The following is a 19,475-nucleotide window of genomic DNA, read 5'->3' on the forward strand; positions in this document are numbered from 1 at the left end:
TCAACTTAAATAAAGTGGAAAGCAAAAAAGTGGAAAATCAAGAAACCAGCTGGGCTATTTGTCCGGAATGTCAGGGACGCGGCAAAAAAAGCCGAAGAATCAGCAAGAAAGCGCGACTGCTCTACCAGATTGCTCTCGATCAATTTGAAAAAACAAACGAAGGAACAGCCCCGGTTTATCCCAAAGGTAATTTATATGTATGCTCGAACTGTAACGGTTCAGGTTTGATTGCATCAGCCACTGCTCCTCCTGCTGATACAGAAAATTATCCACATGTTGCTATTATTGGCGGTGGAATTGGAGGCGTTGCTCTGGCCGTTGCTTGCTTACATCGCGGAATTCCTTTTACTCTTTATGAACGTGACAATAACTTCGAGGCACGATCCCAGGGTTACGGACTTACTTTGCAACAAGCCAGTAAAGCCATCGAAGGATTGGGTATTTTCTCGCTAAAAGATGGTGTGGTTTCAACAAGACATTTGGTTCATACTACAGAAGGAAAAGTCATTGGGGAATGGGGAATTAGAAAATGGCTACAATCCGATATTAAAACGGCGAATAAAAGAACCAATGTACATATCGCAAGACAATCTTTACGATTGGCCTTATTAGAACAACTCGGAGGTCATGATTTTGTGCAATGGGGACATCAATTAGTTGATTTTAAAACAAACGAAAACGAAGGTGTTGATTTAAAATTTCAGGTAAACGACGAAATAAAAAACGCAAAAGCCGATCTTTTGGTTGGAGCCGATGGCATTCGAAGTTCGGTACGAAAATTACTGATTGGTGAAGATATTACACCTTTACGTTATCTGGACTGTATCGTGATATTGGGTATTTGTCCATTAAAAGCTTTTGACGGAATTGATAGTGATTTACTGGATTCAGCAACCGTATTCCAGACCGCTAACGGAAATGAGCGCATTTACATAATGCCTTACACGGCAGATTCTGTAATGTGGCAGCTCAGTTTTCCAATGACAGAAGATGAAGCCAAAACGCTTAGTGCTCAGGGAACTCAGGCGCTTAAGGAAGAAGCCTGCCGAAGAACGCAATGGCACGATCCTATCCCTCAGATTATAACAGCGACTCAGGAAGCTCAGATTTCCGGTTATCCTGTTTATGATCGGGAATTACTCGATTCAACATTATTATCGAAAGCCAAACAAGTAACTTTGATTGGAGATGCAGCTCACCCAATGAGCCCGTTTAAAGGACAAGGTGCCAATCAGGCGCTGCTGGATGCACTTGCACTAGCTCGTGGCATTTCGAAAGGATGCAGGCCAATGTCGCAATGGAGAAAAGCAGGCATAAGAGAAAATGTTCTAAATGAATTCGAAGCTGAAATGTTAGAAAGAAGCGCCATCAAAGTAAAAGATTCTGCAGAAGCTGCACAGTTCCTGCATTCAGAAATTGTACTTCATGAAGGTGACGAGCCAAGAGGAAGGTGTATAAAGAAAAAAGAAGATGATTTAAAACAATAAAATCTTAATATAATTCACAAAAAAAGTGCAGTCGTCTTTTCAGGCAACTGCACTTTTTTAATTATTTAAACTTTCTGTTATTTATACTCTTCCTCTTTTTGAGCGTACCAATTTTTCATGACATAAAAAGCTTTCTTTTTGATTCCCTGATCAGAAATTAATCCTTTTCGGTTAAAGAAATCCTGAATATTAGGCAACTGTCTTCTTGGTGATCTAAAATCGACTAAAATCCAAGGAGAAACTCCCGCCAAACCTTCTATACGATTGAACATCTGAGTATTTTGAACATACAATTCTTCCTGATATTCTTCGTTCCAACGCTCTTTTTTATCACCGTGCAAACCTTGTAGAGCTTCGCCTCCAAATTCGCTGATAATAACAGGTTTGTTGTACGGAATTATCCATTGCATGTCTTTACACGATTCGTTTGTTCCTCTGTACCATCCCAAATATTGATTAAAACTCACAATATCTACATATTCGTTCATATTATCGTGAAGTGTATTTACATTGTTCGGACTTTTGGTCACTTCCATCGCCATGCTTATTAAGCGAGAATTGTCCTGCGTACGGGCGTATTTTGCCAGTTTGCTCAGAAAGATATCTCTATCGTCGCCATGCGGTGTTTCATTTGCAATGGACCAAATTACAATACCACAACGGTTTTTATCCCTGTAAATCATATCGTGCAACTGACGTTCGGCATTGGCGTAAGTATCTGGATTTGTCCATGAAATAGTCCAATACACCGGAACTTCAGACCAGATCATTAAGCCCATTTTTTCGGCTGCTTTTACCATGTTTTCGTTATGCGGATAATGCGCCAGACGAACATAATTACAACCTAATTCTTTTGCCCAGGTTAATAACGTAACCGCATCTTCTGTAGACCACGCTCTTCCAGATCGAAATGGGGCTTCTTCATGAATACTAATGCCTCGTAAAAAGACTTTCTTTCCGTTTAACAAAATTTCTTTTCCTTTTGTTTCAATAGTTCTAAAACCTATTTCATCCGCAATACTTTCATCTGCTTTGTCAATGGTTACGTTGTATAATTTTGGTTTTTCAGGCGTCCATAAAACAGGATTGGTTTTAATCTCAAAATACGCCATTCCTTTGGCATCTGTTGTGATGTTTTTCTTGATTTTTAGTTCCGGAATTTTAATCGAAACCGACTGATTTGCCGTTTCACTGTTCAATTTTACCCAGCCTGAAATTTTTGTTTTGTCTTTTTTATCCAGCTGCACCAGATAATCTTCAATATACGTATTCGGAACCTGAGCCAAAGTAACGTCTCTGGTGATTCCGCCATAATTCCACCAATCCATGTTTACCGTTGGCACATTATCTTTATGGCGTTTGTTATCTACTTTTACAACCACAAAATTATTTCCGTCGACCAATAAATCGGTTACATCAAAATTAAATGGTGTATAACCGCCAACATGACTTCCTGCCAATTTTCCGTTTACATATACTTTCGCATCATAATTAACTGCTCCAAAATGAAGAATACCTTTGCTTTGAGAATTCTTTTTATAATTAAAATCTTTCTCAAACCAAACCGTTCCTTCGTAAAAAAACAATCTTTCGTCTTTACTGTTCCAGTCAGACGGAATATCCATTGTGGCTGAAGTTGCAAAATTATATTCGCTTAAATCTGTGGTGTTGAATTTTTTATTTTCGAAAAATCCGTTGTTTTTAAACGGCATTAAACGATAATCATAATATCCGTTTTCAAGCGGATCTACAATATAACTCCATTTTCCGTTTAGGTTGATGTTGTTTCGTGACGCAATATTCGCGAGTAACGGAATTTCCTGCGCCATCGTTTTCCCAAAAATCAGAAAAGTAAAACACAGCATTATTATTTTTCTCATAGCTTAAATCATTTTTAATTTTTTATTATAATTTTTAATATTTAGATGCACTTTTTTAGGAGCTAATCCCGCTATTCGTTTCAATCTTTTGTGGCGAACCCCGCCACAAAAGGATTTCCACTTCTATCGGGGCTAGGGCAGTCATTTTCATAAGAATGTTTTCGATTCCGAGGAACGAGGAATCTCCGTTAGTAGCTCGACAAACTATATCCTTTGTGTTAGTTTCTTGTGGAGATTCCTCTTTCCTCGGAATGACAAGATTGTGAGTAATATTGCACGATTGCATCGATCGCATTTACTTCCGTTAAAAAAATTAATCTCTATTTCTTATCAAAATACTGCGTCAATTCATACGCATTATCATTGATGATTTTCATCTCTTTTAGTAAAGGAGTATAGGGCTCAAACGCACTGTTTACAATACCTTTATTCGAATCTCTGTTTGAATAATCAGTCGTTAAATCTTCGGGATCATTATCCATATATTTAAACCAATGCCATCCCACCGAATTTTTATTTTTAAGTAATTCCAAAGTGAAATTCTGATAGAAAAGCCCTCTCTCTTTCTGCGTTCGAACGAGCCATCCGGCACCGGTATTATTAGGCAATCCAGAATCTTCTCCTTTGGTATACCATTCGGTAATTAAAAACGGTTTTCCTGACCATTCGTCCCAATTGTTCATTAAATCCTGACTCGGTTCCCACTTTCTATAATGGTTGATCGAAACAATATCCATGTATTTTCCGGCCACTTTAAAAATCTCCGGATTTGTTAATTCCTGTTCTTTATCCTGATTAAAACGACATCCTAAATAAAGATGATTGGGATCTGCTTTTTTAAGCGCCGCTGTTACCTTTTTCATATAGGTTTCAAAATAAAAAGCAGTAAATGCCATTCTATCTTCCTGATTTACATCTGATATCGAAGCATTAAAACCTTTTCTTTGATCCAGCCATTCTTTTGCGGCGAGATAACCTTGTTCATCTTTGGCCAATAAAGTTAAATGTTTATCTAATGCGTCGTTATACCATGGCAGTTCATTATCAGTAAAATAACCCATCAAATACTTATCATTTTTGTACTGAGAAACATCTTTGAATGCTTTTTCGATATACGCATCAAATTCTTTATCAAAAACCATAACCAGATCAAAACGGTAATTTTGCCAGTTGGCTTCTTTGTATTTTCCGCCGTATTTTTTAATATGATCAGAATGGTACATTCCCATTGGGGAAACAATAACCGTATAAACCAACGGATTTTCTCCTTTTCGAACTAAGTCTGTATTCGACCACGCGCCTACTCCGTTAAACCCATTATCACGAAGTAATTTTGATTCTTGTTTCAGCCAATTTTCAGGACTTCCAAATTTTTTATCAAATGTTTTTTGCTGATTTACAGAACGGCCCGCATTAAAAACAGCAACTCCTTTATAAATAAACGGATAACCTTCGGGATCGATAATCCACCATCTGTTGTCTATTTTTTGAGTTCTAAAAAATCCTGTAGCTTCTTTTTGCCAGACTTTTGATCCTCCGTAAATCGAAATTGGTTCTTGTTTTTTAGTTTTAAATCCGGGTAGTTTATCAACCGTTTTGGCTTCATACGATATCCATTTGGGATCTAAAGCGTTTTGTCGGGCTTCGACTTTTTGATATTTAATACTATTCTGCGCCTGCAAAGAAATCAGGTTTATTAAACAGAATATGAGATAAAGGAAATGCTTCATTACATTAGTTTTTATTTTTTTAAAGAAGTTTTTTTAGTACTCAGTCGCAGTATTCAGTTCTCAGTCGCGGTCTCAGTTTTCAGTTTAACACTACTGATAACTGAGACTGAGAACCGTGACTGAGAACTGAGACTGTAAACTGAGACTGAGTTCACTCTAATTATTTCGATAAATAGATATGATCAATATCGAAAATGTAATTATTTAAAGCTCTTACATCTTCCGGATCAACGCTTCTTAAAACCAAAATATCCTTAATTTTAGTAAGATCTAATGCCGAATTCTGTTTTTTGTATTCTGCGATTGGGATCTTAACCATATTCCAGCTTCCATCTCTTTTTAATCCGTATAAATTGCTTGTGGCATCAAATTCTACATAACCTGTATTCGAGGCGTCTTTCATTCTAAATCTGATTTTTCCCGTGCTAGTTGTTCTTACCGCCATATTGATATAAGTGTAAGAAGTGATATCCGTGAAATTTACAAACGACAGAATTGCCATTGCCCATTTGGCTTCAGCTGCAGGCGGCGTGGCTGGAAGAGAAAAATTTCTATAAGCACCTTCATAACCATCAGTAGCCACTTCTTTAAGTACAAACTGATTGCTTGAAACCCAATTTAAAACAGGAGCGGTTTTGGTAAAATCAGTATTATCAGAGTAAATTTTAAGCGCATCAGCCGGAATAACAATTGGTGGCGTTGCAGGAGCTTCGACCTCAACAGTAAAAGTTTTCTTTTGTGTAGTATTATCCACAAAAGTAATTTCGAGAGTTGTTATAAAAGTTCCACCTTTAGTATATTTTACCTCAACATTTGGCTCGATTGAAGATCCCGGAGCCCCGCCCTGAAAAGTCCATTTTACAGCACGTACTTTTGTTGACGCATCGGTATAAGTAACTATTTCTCCTGCTTTAACAGAGGTATTGGTCGAAGTTGCTTCTAATTTTCCCTGATTATAAAGATAAACTTCACGTACATCATCATCGCAGGAAAGCAAACCTATCGAAAGCACTAGAAACAAGTATTTTAATTTGGCTATATTATTTAGTTTTATGTTCATGATTTCTTTTTTTGATTATTTTTTTTTAAGAGAATAAACGAAAGAGTAGACAGAAGAAAAAAGAAAGAACAAAGAACAAAGAACAAAGAAGAAAGAGAATAGACCTCAGCAAATTTTGATTCTTGTTTTTTTTAAGAGAATAGAATAAAGAAGATAGAGAAAGTATTCCTCATCTAATCTTGCTTCTTGTCTCTTGCTTCTTGTCTCTTGCTTCTTGTCTCTTGCTTCTTGTCTCTATATTCTATATTCTAAAATTCTATTTCAACCCGTCTAAAAATCCCTGATATGCTTGTTTTTTATTATAATCAGCATCTAAAAGTAACGGATACTCTTTAGGATGCCAAAAACTTGTCAGCCAGGTATATTTATCGGTTACACCCCAGGTTGAAATGGCAAATTTTTGATTTTGAGGCAGTTCTTCATACATTGTTGTAATGTATTTATAGGTTTCAGATTGTTTTTGCTGTTCGACATCATTAAACACATACGAATCTGATTTTGCAGTATTTACTTTGATATCCAATTCTGAAATATGAATTAGCAATCCTGTTGAAGCCAGATCTGTAAAACCGGTTTTCATAGTTTGTCGGTTGGTATCGGTCGCATAATGAAACTGATCTCCTAAACCATCAATTGGCACTCCGTTGGCTTTGAATCTGGTGACCATTTTTTTGATAGCAGCTCTTTTTCCTCCATCAATAACAACGCTGTAATCATTGTAAAATAATTTAGCATCCGGATCTGCTGCTTTTGCATATCTAAAACATCTTCCGTAAAATCCAATTGGGTCTTTAAAAAGTGAATTAATAACCGTTTCGTTTCTTAAAGCTCCTCCATCTGCAAAAACCTCGTTTACAACATCCCAGCTTTTTACTTTTCCCTTATAATGTCCTACAACATCTGTAATATAAATTTTGACTTTGGCTTCAAATGCAATTGAATCGTATTTGGCATTTTTAAACCATTCCGGAAACGAATCGTACCAAATCAATGTATGCCCATGAACTTCCAGACTATTGTCTTTGGCAAAATTTACCAGATAATCTCCCGCTGTATAATTGTAAGCTGTTGAAGAAGTCCAGATACTTGCCATTTTCATTTCGTATTCGGCTGTAATTTGACTGTAATGTTTTAAGACTGCATTTTTAAAATTGGCTTCATTTTGCAGATCTTTCATTTTTACTGCAGCGCCAATTTTAAACTTTGCTTTTTCTTTTAAAGTCAATGTTGGAGTTGGATTCACCGGAGATCCATTATCATCAACATTAATGAAAACTGTTTTTTCGTCGTTGCTGCAAGAAGCAAACAACAAAGCGGTTAACAGACCTAAAATATATTGTTTCTTTATCATCGTGTTATTTTTTATTTGATCTGGAAATCAAAACCAAATTCAATTTCCAGCTCGATTGTTACTAACAAAAACTTGATTATTAACTCGTTGGCGGTAATTCATAAAAAAAACAATTAAACACATAGAAACATAGATTTTATGCTTTTAAAAAAGTAAATCAAAAAGAAACTTGTTTCTCACACATAGTCCCGATAGCTATCGGGATGAATTAATGCAAGTGAAACGCCTTTATTGACTTCAGTAATTCTATGTTTCTATGTGTTAAAAATAATTACACCCAACGGTTTGATTCTAATTAATTATATCCCACATTAAATCCTGCCGGTTTTCCCATTAAATCGATCTGAGTTTGCGGTATAGGCATATTGACCATTACTGGTGTCATTTTTAAAGGCACTTCTCCTGCACTTGTTCCTGATGGACTTGAACGGAAATATAGATTTTGTCTTTCTACCAAAAGTCCTAATCGTTTTAGCAAAAACCATCTGTTGTTTTCGAACGCCAATTCTCTGGCTGATTCATCCAAATAATTATTTAATGTCCAGCTGGTCAAATCAAAAGTTGTTACGGTACTTTCTGGATTTCCGGTATAACCTCTTCTTCGCACTTTATTCAAATAAGCCAGTGCTTTTGTGTCGTTACCCAGATTGTGATATGCTTCAGATGCCAATAAATACGTTTCGGCCAATCTGTAATACATATAATCTTTGTAACTGTTGGATGTCATAGGCAGTTTTTCTGTATCGTGGTATTTTTTCAAACTCCAGTGCCAGGCTCTGTAATTTCCGTTTGGAGCCGCAATTGCCGGATTGGTAATCGGCTGGCCAAATTTCGGGTTACCCGGAACATTGATTTTATAATCCTGATAATTATCCGAATAATAATAGGTTTTAAACCTCAAATCATTTGCCTGATCGTAAAGTGATTTTAAATAATTGTTGGGATAAAACCATCCTAAAGACTGACCTCCATAAGCCACATCCTGAATCATTTCACTTGCATTTAATTCATAAGGTCTATGAGTAAAAACGCTTCCCAGCCAAAAACCTCCTCCGCCTGCCAAATCATCACTAGGTCCTAATAGAAAATCTCTTTGATAAGTAAAAAGTGATTCTTTATGGTTGGCATTTTGTCCCCAAACCTCAGCCAGTGGTACTAAACCGTGAGTTCCGTCATTGATAATCGCATCAAATTGCGCTGCTGCTTCTGTCCAGTCTTGCTGCCACAAAGCACTTTTACCACGAATGTGTCTTGCAACACCTTGTCCGTAACGTCCTGCATCTACCTTAAAAGGAAGATTTGCTATTGCATAATCCAGATCGCCGTCGATTAATTTGTAAACATCGGCATCGCTGGCAACTTTATATTCTGCTACATCATTAATGTTTTCCGGCGTTGTTGGAATGGTATCAATTAAGATTCCGCCGTACATTTGTTTTAAATCCAAGTACAATTCCCCTCTTATAACACGTGCTTGTGCCACCAGTCTTTTCTTCGCATTTTGATCCATATTAATAGATCTTGCCGAAGTTATAATAGCAGAACATCTGTCGATAATTTTATATCCCTGAATCCATTTTGATCCTGTAAAAGATTGCGGATTATGTCCTGTACCATAAGGTGTATTCCAGGTTCTGTGCAATCCTAAATCGGTGGCAACCATAAAAAATACATTGGCCCATAAATCGCTATTATCTCCGGATGGCGAATTATAATACCTCATCTGGTTGTAAAGTGCATTTACTCCAACTTCTAAACCTGCCGGAGAAGTGTAGATATAATCTACAGAAATCTGATCTTTTACGTTTTCTTCCAGAAATTCTTCGCACGAAGTCAGTCCTAAAGAAAGTCCGAATATCAAAACAAATAGAAAATTTATATTTTTCATAATCTTGTTATTTTTATTTTATTGATGTCTTAAATGTGCTGTTAGAAACCTACTTGCAAGCCTATAACACAAGTAACAGGTTCTGGATAATCGTTTATATCTTTTTCAGGACTGTACGATTGATAATCTGTAATGGTAATTAAATTACTTCCTGTTACATACAATCTCATATTACTCAATCCTAATGATTTAAGTGTATTTTCAGGAAACTTAAATCCAAGAGATACATTTTGTAAACGAATATAAGAGGCATCCTGTAATCCTAAAGTATTGATATACGGCGGATCGTTTCCGTCTCTTGGTCTTGGCCAGTTTCCTCCCGGATTTTCAGGTGTCCAGTAATCTTGTTTAATACCGTTTTTAACTCCTCTTAAAGAACCTCCTTTTACATAATCATATAAAAATAAATTGTCTCTTGTAACGCCCTGAACTGTATAAATATCTGCCGAGAAATCGAAACGTTTGTATTCTAAACTCACTGAAAAAGTTCCGAACCAATCCGGCATTTTTGAAGTGATTACCCTATCCTGATCCGGATTTGGATTTGCACCGTTTGACGGATCTGCATCGTATAATTTTATATCTCCCGGATACAAAGTTGTTCCTGTAACAATAGGGATATTTTCGCCTTGCTGATAAATTCCAACAGCTTTATAGCGGTAATACACATCAATTGGTTTACCGATGAACCATAGGTTTCCAACAGAATCGTCTTCTCTTCCGTCTCCGTTGGCATCTTTACCATAAATGCTTACGATGCTGTTTTTGTTTTTGGTGAAAGTTGCGCCAAGACTCAGTCTAAAATCTTGTTTTTTGATCAAATCTCCGTTCAAAGTAATCTCTAAACCTTTGTTATTTACTTTACCAAGATTGGACAATTTGGTTGTATATCCTGTATTTGCATTTAGCGTTTCATAGATTAATAAGTCTGACGTATCAGTATTATACACCTCAACCGTTCCTGTTAATCTGTTTTTGAATAAACCAAAATCAGTGGCAAGGTTTAACTGTGTTGACGTTTCCCAACGCAAATCCGGATTAGACAATTGTGAACCCGGAACATAACCGGATACTTTTATTCCGTTGATGATATAATCTCTTTGATCTGCCACTGCCATACTTTGGTACGGATCTTTGGGCTGATTCCCTACTTTACCATAACTGGCTCTTAATTTTAAATTGCTCAAAACAGGAACGTGCTCTTTCATAAAACTTTCGTTCGAAACATTCCAGGCAGCATTTACAGCAGGAAAAAATCCCCATTTATTGTTTTTACCAAATACTGATGATCCATCGGCTCTGCCCGAAACTGTAAAATAATATCTGTTATCGAAATCATATTCTAATTTTCCTGCAAATGAAATTAGCGATCTTTCATTTCCGCCAATTTCAGGTGTATTCAGAAAAGCACTTTCTAAACCGTAAATTCCCAAAATATCACTCGGAATCCTGTTTGATGAATTTTTAAATTCATTGTATTCTGATGATGTTATTTCGTAAACTCCCGTTGCACTAAAATGGTTTTTCTCCGCCAGTTTAAAATTGTAATTTAAAATATTACTAAACTGATATTCTACATTATCCTTAAAAAGAATACTGCCGCTTCCCTGCCCTGAATTTGCGATTCCTGAAAGTGATCTAGAAGAATTAAAATTCATTGCTTTGTAATTCCACGATCTGCGGCTGGCATTCAATTTATAGGTAAAACCTTTTAAAATGTTGATATCCAGAAACACATTCATGATGTCGTTTCTGTTTAACTCATTTGTATTGGTTTCGTAAATATCAATAAGCGGATTTGGTGTTTCCTGAATTCCACCCGGAAGATGGCGGAACGAACCATCATCATTGTAAATTTTACCCAACGGTGATGTATTAATGGCATTATTTAAAATATTACCCACATTTGGACGATTTGACTCTGAAAACTGAAGCGAAAGATTCATTCCCACTTTAAGCCAGTCGCTAATTCTTTGGTCAACATTAATTCTCATGGCTACTTTTTCGAAGTCCGTATTAGGTACAACTCCCGAAGTATTGATGTAGTTTAAACTCGTAAAAATGCTTGTTTTATCTGTTCCTGACGAAACACTCAAACTATGGTTGTTGGTAACGCCGGTTCTTAAAGCGTATTTTTCCCAATCGATATATTTTCCTGATTGAACCGACTCTAATTCAAGCGGAGAAAAAACCTGATTATCTGGTCTGTAAACACCATTATTACTTGTTCTATAAGCTTCTCTTTTTAATTGAGCAAACTCTTCGCCACTATAAATATCAAAATTTCGGTTGATTGTCTGCACTCCCGAGAATCCATTGTAAGCAATTTTTGCCTTTCCTGTTTTTCCTCTTTTCGTAGTAATCAAAATAACCCCATTTGATGCTCTTGCTCCATAAATAGACTGCGCGGCGGCATCTTTTAAAATTTCTAAAGAAGCAATATCATTGGCATTAATATCATTAATACTTCCTATAACTATACCGTCTGCAATTACGATAGGTTCGTTACTTCCGTTAATTGATTTTTTTCCTCTAATTTGTATAGAAGAAGAACTTCCCGGCCCTCCATCGGATAAAGTTACCTGAACTCCTGCGGCTTTACCTCTCAGCATTTCTCCCACATCAGAAGTGGCTACTTTTATCATGTCGCCCGGTTTTACAGAGGCAACAGAACTAATTACATCGCTCTTCTTTTTTGTTCCGTATCCTACAACTATAATTTCATCCAGCGCCTGAGAGCTTGCTTTCATGACTACTTTTAGATTCTGTTTATTTTCGGTTGGAACCGAAACCTCATCCATCCCGATAAAAGAGAATACCAATATGCTCTTTGCCCGAACATTGATACTAAAGTTACCATCAAAATCGGTCTGAACTCCTTTTGATGTTCCTTTAGAAAGTACATTTACGCCTGGCAAGGGTAAGCCCTGGCTATCGACTACTTTTCCTGTGATCGAGGTTTCCTGTGCATTCGTTGTGGTCGAAAGGATGCACATAAACAGTAGTAAAATTACTTTTAGATAATTTCCTCCAAGAAAAAACATCTTTTCATGTTTGTTTTTTTTCATAGTTATTGTTTTGGTTAGTTAGTATAAAAATCAGTCATGATTTCATTGCAAATGTGACTAATAAATGACGTTTTTAGGGGAGGAAGATATTCGTTTTTAGGGGGATTAATGTGCTTATTTGCAGTTTTAGGCTTTAAAAAAACGGTATTCGTAATAAAAAACTTAAATTTTTGAAATTCGATTAATTTTCATGTTTTAAATTTAGTTTAACCGCAAAGAGCACGCTAAGAATAAAAACGCAAAGTCCGCAAAGCTTAATTAAACTTTGCGGACTTTATGTATAATTAGACGCGGATTTTACTGATTTGCTTCGCAAAGACGCGGATTAAACGGATTTTAATTTGTTAATTGTTTTTAAAATATCTGCGTGAATCTGCGCTTTCGCGAAAGCGAATCTGTTTCATTAGCGTTCAATTAAACTTTATGGCTAACTATTCAAATGAGAGTTTTTGTATTCAGTAGGTGATAAATTATAAAACCTTTTAAATTCTTTACTGAAATGTTTTCGATCATTAAAACCCACCATGTTGGTAACTTCTGATACTGAATAACTGGTGTTTATTAATAAACTGGCAGCTTTCTTTAGTCGCATATTTTTTATAAAACCGGCTACGGATTGATTGGTAAGAGTTTGTACTTTTTTATAAAGCACGGTTCTGCTCATTCCTATTTCGCGAACCAGATCGTTGACATCAAAATCAGTATTATCGATGTTGGCTTCGATGATCAGTGTTAGTTTTTTTACGAATAAACCTTCGGGTGTGTTTGCATTTTCATCCTCAGCATCTGTAATAAACCCGTCTCCGTATTTCTGACGCATTATTTCTTTGGCCGATAATAAATTGGCTATTGTCAGTTTCAATTCTTCAATACTAAAAGGTTTCGAAATATAAGCATCTGCTCCTGTTGAAAGTCCTTCGATTCTGTTTAAAGTAGATGATTTCGCCGTTAGCAGAATAACCGGAATATGATTGGTATTGATACTTGTTTTTAGAATTTTACACAATTCAAAACCGTCCATTTCCGGCATCATGACATCGGTTACGATAAGGTCCGGAATTTCTTTTTCCATGTATTCCAGTGCTTTTATTCCGTTTGTAAATTTCAGGACTTTGTAATCGCTGTATAAAATATCATATACAAAAGAGAGCACTTCTTCGTTGTCTTCAATAACCAAAACAGTCTTTTTGTTGCTGTTTTCCGGTTCTTCAATATATTCCGCCTCATAGGTTTCAATCTCAGTTTTCACATCCGAAATTGGGTTTGCATTTTCTTCTATCTTAATGGCATTTTCAACAATCTGCGACTTCTTAAAATGGTCTTTTCCTTTCTTTAATGTAATGGTAAAAATCGTGGTAAAATTAGCATCAGCTTCGGTTTGCACTTTAATTTCTCCGTGATGCAGTTCTACAATACTTTTGCTTAAAGCAAGACCTATCCCGCTTCCTAAATTGGCGCTTCCGCGATCATCCAGCTGGAAAAAGTTTTTGAAGATTTTCTTTTTCCTGTTTTCAGGAATTCCAATACCATTGTCTTTTACTTTAATGTCTATCGAATCCGGATCATCTGCCTTTTGCTCTACAGCTATGGTGATACGGCCGTTTTTGCTTGTGAATTTAAATGCATTTGCAAGCAGGTTATAAATTACCTTTTCCATCTGATTTTTATCAAAATAGAGCATTACAGTATTGATATTGAGCACAAATTTGTAATCAATCTTTTTCTCTACTGCAAATCCGCGAAAAGATTCATAAATATCAAAACAGAAAGAAACAATATCCTGCTGTTCGCAATAGATTTTCATACTGCCTTTTTCTGCTTTCCTGAAATCCATTAATTCATTGACCAGTTTTAATAATCGGTCTGAATTATTTTTGATGACTTTTAATTTATGTTCGAGGTTTGAATCCTTTTCGGCACTGCTTAAAAGTTCTTCAACAGGGCCGCTTATCAACGTTAGCGGCGTTCTGATTTCGTGCGAAACATTCGTAAAGAAATCCAGTTTCATTTTGTACAATTCCTCTTGCCTTTCTTTCTCGACCTGTTCCAGATAAAAGGCTTGTTTTAATAATTCTCTATTTCTAAAAAAACGGAACAATAAAACGCCTCCCGCCACTAACAATCCAAAATAAAAGATATACGCCCACCAGGTTTTCCACCATGGCGGCAGCATGATAATTTTTAAGGTTTTTACAGATGGATTCCATTTTCCGCCGGCATCAGAAGTTCTTATTTTAAGGAGATAAGTTCCTGAATTTAAATTTGTCAGGTTAATATAATGCTGTGAACCTATGGTATGCCAATCGTCTTTATTAAAAGAGCTTTCTAATTTATAAGCATATACATTCTTTTCAGGATTTACGAAATTCATGGCACTAAATTCAAGTCCAATATATCCCTGATCGTAACCCAGCGTAATTTCTGAAGTTTCGCTGATATCATTTTCTAACGGAATTTCTTTATTGCCAGGTCTAATTTCTTCATTATTCACGATAAGTTTCGTCAAAACGATTTCTGCCTTATCTTCGGTCTTTATTAATTTTGAAGGATTAAAAATGATTAGTCCGTTTGATGATCCAAATACCAGTTTATTATTCTGGAGTTTTGTGCTGCTGTTGTTTGAAAATTGTTTCACTTTCAAACCATCTTTTGAAGAATAATAGGTAATCTCAAAATCAGCAATTGCAGGTACCGTTTTAATTTTATTTGTTTTTATCTGATACAATAAATTATTGTCACTGACCCAAATAGTACCTTCCGCATCTTCTGAGATACTTTTTATGGTTTCATCTGTAAAACCTTTTGCTTTATTAATTTCAAAAAAACGTTCCGATTTTTCATCAAATAAATTAATTCCGCCACTTTCAGCACCAATCCAAAACCTGTTTTTCGAATCGGTAAACATCACCGTAAGACTATTGTTAGGCAAACCGCTCTTTCCTCCTGTTTTAAAAACTTTGGTGACTTTTTTTAATCGTTTATCAAAATAATTCAAACCATATTGAGTGGCAATCCACAAACCATTTTGTCGGTTTGCGATATCGGTAATGAAGTTATCGCTGAGGGAATTTCCGCTGCCATCGGCCATGTAACTTTCTACAGAACCTTCTGGTGTTACTTTTTTGAGTCCGTTTCCGTTGGTGCCTACCCAAAGATCTCCGTTATCCATTAATAAGGAGGTTATGGGTCTTTCTCTCTCTTTTGAATCTTTTTGAGAAAGCGGAATATTACTGAAGGTTTTACTGTTTTTATTAAATTTAAACAATCCGTTAAAAGTTCCGCAATACAAATTCTGATCGTTCTGGTTTACCAAAGCAGTGACCATATTCACTGTCTTTTCAAAATCATAATGGTCTATTAAAAACGAATCATTTCTATTGTTTTTAAAGTCTAAATGATTCAGTCCGCCGCCGTTTGTTCCCACCCATAAAGCACCATCGTTTTCTTTTGCAACAGCATTTACATAGGCATTATTGAGTCCGAAACCAGGTTTGATAACCTCGCGGATATTCGTAAAATTGGTGTTGCTTTTTTGAAAAAAGTTAACTCCGCCGCCGTTTGTACCAATCCAGATATCGTCATGACGGTCTTTCAAAAAACACTTTACATCATCGTCAGAAAGGCTGTAACTCGTTAAGGGATTGTGTTTGTAATTGGTAAATTCCTTTTTATCCTTTTTAAAAACGCACAAACCATTTTTGGTGGCAAACCAAATAGTGTTGTCATCTACAATTGTTATATCATTAATCCAATTGGAAGACAAGCTTCGTTTATTATTAAAATCGACTACATAATTGGTTACTGAATTCTTAGTTTTAGAATAATGAAATGCACCATTTGTTTCGGTTGCAAACCACAAATCGCCATTTTTTTCCTTAATGATTTTCCAGATTTTAGATTTAAGCAAAGTACCGTTCTCGCTTAAAGCCTGAGGCAGATTTTTCTTCGATCCGTTTTTAGGATCAAAACATTCCAGTCCTTTTGCCGTACCCACTAATACACCATATTGAGCATCATAGAACAAAGACAGAACCCTGCTTTTTCTAAAGGGTGAATTGTGATCGTTTGAGATTTCTTCTAATAAATATTTTTCCTTATTAAGGCGTTTGATTCCTCCAAAAGTTCCAATCCAGATTCTGTTATGATCGTCCTGAATAATCGACGAAATATAGTTTCTGCCTCCTTTTACTTTTAGAACATCGACCCTTAAAAAACTATTTTCTTTTTTATTAAAGAGGTTCAGGCCATTGTTGGTTCCTATCCAAAGTTGTTTTTCATTATCTTCTAAAATAACGTTGATATGACTGTTGCTTATCGTATTTAAGATGTCTTTGTTGTAAATATATCTCAGAAAATTATAGCCGTCATAACTAATTAATCCGTTTGCAGTTCCTATCCATACAAATCCTTTTTTGGTTTGATGAATGCTCGAGATCATACTTTGCGAAAAACTCACATCATAATTAATATGATCAAAATATAAATCCGAATTCTGGGCAAGAGAACTAAACGAAATTGAGTACAATAAAATACAACTTAAAATATACTTTTTAATGCTTTTCATATCTGAAATAAATAAGAGCTCAACAATTAAATTTTGAATTGATTTGATACAAAAGAGGTGTCAAACGTCCTGCAAGGTAAATCTAATACAAAAAACAGAAGTCTCTATATTTTCTTTTTAAGGGGTGTATTTGTACTTATTGTAAACAACAAATACGCATTAAACAAAAAAAACCTATAAATCAACAATTTAAAGGTTTTTAGTTTTTATAATTCCAGAATAACAGAAGCTTTACATCATGGTATTAATACGGATACTTGCTTTTATTAATGCTAATGCAGAAATTTTTGAAATATGAATATCTTTTGGCTGATGATGTGAATTCTGACTTACCAATTTCACAAAGTCAGATCCTTGGTCTGATTTCTGAACATACTTTACTGTAATATATTCTTCCCAGTCATTTAGCTTCACACTTAAAAGATACATCTCACCAAAAAAGATATTTTCGAATTCGGTTTCTTTATACAGAACAATATCTCCTGATTTTAAAAGTGGATACATACTGTCTCCAGTTACAGAAATGGCTCCGTCACATTTTGGCAGATTAGGAATTTTTATCGTATCCAGAACTCTTTGCGGTTTTCCACTATTAAATAATTCTCGTAGACCCGCTACAGCTTCTAAATCATATAAAGGTATTTCCTGACTCATATGTAGTGAATCGATTGTTTTTCGGTCATTATTCATAATTACAATATTAGCATTATCCTCTTTTATCATAGATCCGTTTCCGGTAAGAAGCCACTCGGAATTAATCTCCGGATAGTGATGTAAAATTTTACACGCTTTATCTGTTCCCATATTACTGCTGTTATCTAAAAACTTATTAGAAAAGCCTAAATCATTACAGAACTTATATTTAGTAATCCCTTTATAATCAAGGTATTCTCTCATTCTTTCCGTTGACCCCATAAAAAGATGTATTTTTTTACGTTAAAAATTTGTTTTGATGTATTATTTTACATTATATTTGCAAAGTAAAGAAAAACAAATATAAAAAACAAGATAATTAAGCACAAATTTAGATGTAGCAGAAATTCAATCAAAAACAGAATAACAAATAACCTCCTCAATATAAATTAATTATAACAACATTAAGACCTTAAGAAATAAAAAATAAACCACTACGTCAAATAGGAATAAAACTACGAATAAGCAGTAATATTAATCACTAATTATAAAAAATCTATTTATTATTACTTAAAAACTATAAAAAATGGAAACACATCAAATCAAGGAAAAAATTCAGGAACTGGAAAATTGGCTGATTGAAAATCCAAACAGTCCCGAGAGAAATTTAATCGAATCTGATATCAATCACTTAAGAACCTTAATCACTAAAAATCATGAATAGAAATCAAATTGAAGAACGTATTGCTTTATTATATCTGGCATTACAATATTGCTCAGAAAGAACAAAAACTTTCACAGCCGGAGAAAGAATCTGCATTAATCAGGAACGTTTTCAATGGATGCATATTCTGGATAATGAAACAGCTTCATCCCGACCAGTTTCACCGCAAATTGAATACAAAATAAAAGAGGTTTTGAAACTTGCCCACTTCTATAATTTCAAACCTTATTATGGTGATCCTTTTAAAGAAGAAATTTTATTACATAACTAAATGCCAATATATTATGAATACTCCCTTAACAAACACAATCAACCCAAATATGGATTTATCTCAGTTTTCTGCACAACAATTAAAAGAGGCTCTAAATCGAATTGAAAATAAAAAAAATGAAGAAAGAGATGCTTATAAAAAACTGGTAGCAGAAACGATTCCCAAAGCACTTTCGAGACTGCATGAGACCTCTGAAATGATGCGAAATGCTAAAACAGAAACTTTTAGATTATTTGAAACTATTCTGGATTTAAAAAATCAGGTTTATGGTTTTAAAGAAAAACAAATGTCGCATACTTTCTCTAATGATAAAGAGGAAATTACGATTGGATATCGCATTAATGAAGGCTGGGACGATACTGTAACCATTGGAATTGAAAAAGTACAAAACTATATTTCGTCTCTTTCTACAAGTAAAGAAACGGCATCGCTGGTAAAAATTGTTTTCAATTTACTAAAGAAAGATGCTAAAGGTAATTTAAAAGGTTCACGAGTTCTGGAACTTCAAAAACTAACGAAAGAATTTAATAATGAAGAATTTACAGATGGGGTTGAAATTATTGCTTCGTCTTTTAAGCCTATTCGCTCAAGCTGGTTTATCGAGGCAAACAGAATTGATGAAAATGGTGTAAAAATCAATATTCCGTTGTCTATGTCGTCAGTAGATTTTTTACAGGGTTATGCTTTTAATTTTTTTAATCAGCAAAACGAGCAAAGTCATGCAGCTTAATAATGATATATACGTTTCGGCTCTTTTAGCCTTGCTGCTTATTGCAACCAACTTAAAACCAATACTTTTATTTCGTGAATGGTTTTATT

12 protein-coding genes are annotated in these 19,475 nt (G+C 35.1%); 4 read left to right on the plus strand and 8 right to left on the minus strand.

The genetic code is table 11. The features are described 5' to 3' along the window. The first annotated feature begins 29 nt into the window (after window positions 1–29). Window positions 30–1,487 carry an FAD-dependent oxidoreductase gene (locus tag LNP81_RS25510; RefSeq protein ID WP_230040254.1) on the plus strand — a complete coding sequence of 486 codons (1,458 nt, stop codon included), beginning with the start codon at window positions 30–32 and terminating at the stop codon, window positions 1,485–1,487. A gap of 77 nt (window positions 1,488–1,564) precedes the next feature. Here LNP81_RS25510 and LNP81_RS25515 read toward each other — a convergent pair whose 3' ends face one another. The 8 genes from LNP81_RS25515 to LNP81_RS25550 form a co-directional block, all read right to left on the minus strand. After that, window positions 1,565–3,367: a glycoside hydrolase family 2 protein gene (locus tag LNP81_RS25515; RefSeq protein WP_230040256.1), complete on the minus strand. Its 1,803-nt coding sequence runs from the start codon at window positions 3,365–3,367 to the stop codon at window positions 1,565–1,567. 320 nt (window positions 3,368–3,687) lie between these two features. Beyond that, a complete protein-coding gene (locus LNP81_RS25520; RefSeq protein ID WP_230040257.1) occupies window positions 3,688–5,097 on the minus strand; it encodes a hypothetical protein in 1,410 nt (469 codons plus the stop codon). Window positions 5,098–5,257: 160 nt separating this feature from the next. Then, window positions 5,258–6,157 carry a hypothetical protein gene (locus LNP81_RS25525; protein ID WP_230040258.1) on the minus strand — a complete coding sequence of 300 codons (900 nt, stop codon included), beginning with the start codon at window positions 6,155–6,157 and terminating at the stop codon, window positions 5,258–5,260. Window positions 6,158–6,413: 256 nt separating this feature from the next. Continuing rightward, on the minus strand, window positions 6,414–7,508 hold the full coding sequence (locus LNP81_RS25530; protein ID WP_230040259.1) for an endo-1,4-beta-xylanase: 1,095 nt from the start codon (window positions 7,506–7,508) through the stop codon (window positions 6,414–6,416). A gap of 295 nt (window positions 7,509–7,803) precedes the next feature. Further along, window positions 7,804–9,396 carry a RagB/SusD family nutrient uptake outer membrane protein gene (locus LNP81_RS25535; protein WP_230040260.1) on the minus strand — a complete coding sequence of 531 codons (1,593 nt, stop codon included), beginning with the start codon at window positions 9,394–9,396 and terminating at the stop codon, window positions 7,804–7,806. A gap of 41 nt (window positions 9,397–9,437) precedes the next feature. Continuing rightward, the gene (locus LNP81_RS25540) at window positions 9,438–12,464 is read right to left on the minus strand and encodes a SusC/RagA family TonB-linked outer membrane protein (RefSeq protein ID WP_230040261.1); all 3,027 of its coding nucleotides are present in this window, start codon (window positions 12,462–12,464) and stop codon (window positions 9,438–9,440) included. 427 nt (window positions 12,465–12,891) lie between these two features. Continuing rightward, window positions 12,892–17,028, minus strand: a complete 4,137-nt coding sequence (locus tag LNP81_RS25545; protein WP_230040263.1) for a hybrid sensor histidine kinase/response regulator transcription factor — start codon at window positions 17,026–17,028, stop codon at window positions 12,892–12,894. A 231-nt stretch (window positions 17,029–17,259) separates the two neighbouring features. Next, complete coding sequence (locus tag LNP81_RS25550) at window positions 17,260–17,943, minus strand: S24 family peptidase (RefSeq protein ID WP_230040265.1); 684 nt, start codon at window positions 17,941–17,943, stop codon at window positions 17,260–17,262. 304 nt (window positions 17,944–18,247) lie between these two features. Here LNP81_RS25550 and LNP81_RS25555 point away from each other — a divergent pair, with 304 nt between their 5' ends. Genes LNP81_RS25555 through LNP81_RS25565 form a run of 3 tightly spaced genes read left to right on the plus strand, consistent with a single transcriptional unit; the run spans window position 18,248 to window position 19,386 of the window. Further along, window positions 18,248–18,385 (plus strand): hypothetical protein, encoded by a 138-nt coding sequence (locus tag LNP81_RS25555; protein WP_230040267.1) that lies wholly within the window; start codon window positions 18,248–18,250, stop codon window positions 18,383–18,385. Next, window positions 18,378–18,656, plus strand: coding sequence for a hypothetical protein (locus tag LNP81_RS25560; protein ID WP_230040269.1), 279 nt, complete (start codon window positions 18,378–18,380; stop codon window positions 18,654–18,656). Before LNP81_RS25555 ends, LNP81_RS25560 begins: the two co-directional genes overlap by 8 nt. 13 nt (window positions 18,657–18,669) lie before the next feature. After that, entirely contained in the window at window positions 18,670–19,386 is a 717-nt protein-coding gene (locus LNP81_RS25565) for a DUF3164 family protein (protein ID WP_168199981.1), read from the plus strand. The last annotated feature ends 89 nt before the right edge of the window (window positions 19,387–19,475 follow it).

Source organism: Flavobacterium piscisymbiosum, assembly GCF_020905295.1.
Lineage (GTDB): Bacteria > Bacteroidota > Bacteroidia > Flavobacteriales > Flavobacteriaceae > Flavobacterium > Flavobacterium piscisymbiosum.

Coding starts and splice junctions, on each gene's coding strand:
- LNP81_RS25535 (WP_230040260.1), bottom strand. CDS start 9,396: ATGAAAAATATAAATTTTCTATTTGTTTTGATATTCGGACTTTCTTTA.
- LNP81_RS25525 (WP_230040258.1), bottom strand. CDS start 6,157: ATGAACATAAAACTAAATAATATAGCCAAATTAAAATACTTGTTTCTA.
- LNP81_RS25550 (WP_230040265.1), bottom strand. CDS start 17,943: ATGGGGTCAACGGAAAGAATGAGAGAATACCTTGATTATAAAGGGATT.
- LNP81_RS25540 (WP_230040261.1), bottom strand. CDS start 12,464: ATGAAAAAAAACAAACATGAAAAGATGTTTTTTCTTGGAGGAAATTAT.
- LNP81_RS25545 (WP_230040263.1), bottom strand. CDS start 17,028: ATGAAAAGCATTAAAAAGTATATTTTAAGTTGTATTTTATTGTACTCA.
- LNP81_RS25555 (WP_230040267.1), top strand. CDS start 18,248: ATGGAAACACATCAAATCAAGGAAAAAATTCAGGAACTGGAAAATTGG.
- LNP81_RS25515 (WP_230040256.1), bottom strand. CDS start 3,367: ATGAGAAAAATAATAATGCTGTGTTTTACTTTTCTGATTTTTGGGAAA.
- LNP81_RS25520 (WP_230040257.1), bottom strand. CDS start 5,097: ATGAAGCATTTCCTTTATCTCATATTCTGTTTAATAAACCTGATTTCT.
- LNP81_RS25565 (WP_168199981.1), top strand. CDS start 18,670: ATGAATACTCCCTTAACAAACACAATCAACCCAAATATGGATTTATCT.
- LNP81_RS25560 (WP_230040269.1), top strand. CDS start 18,378: ATGAATAGAAATCAAATTGAAGAACGTATTGCTTTATTATATCTGGCA.
- LNP81_RS25530 (WP_230040259.1), bottom strand. CDS start 7,508: ATGATAAAGAAACAATATATTTTAGGTCTGTTAACCGCTTTGTTGTTT.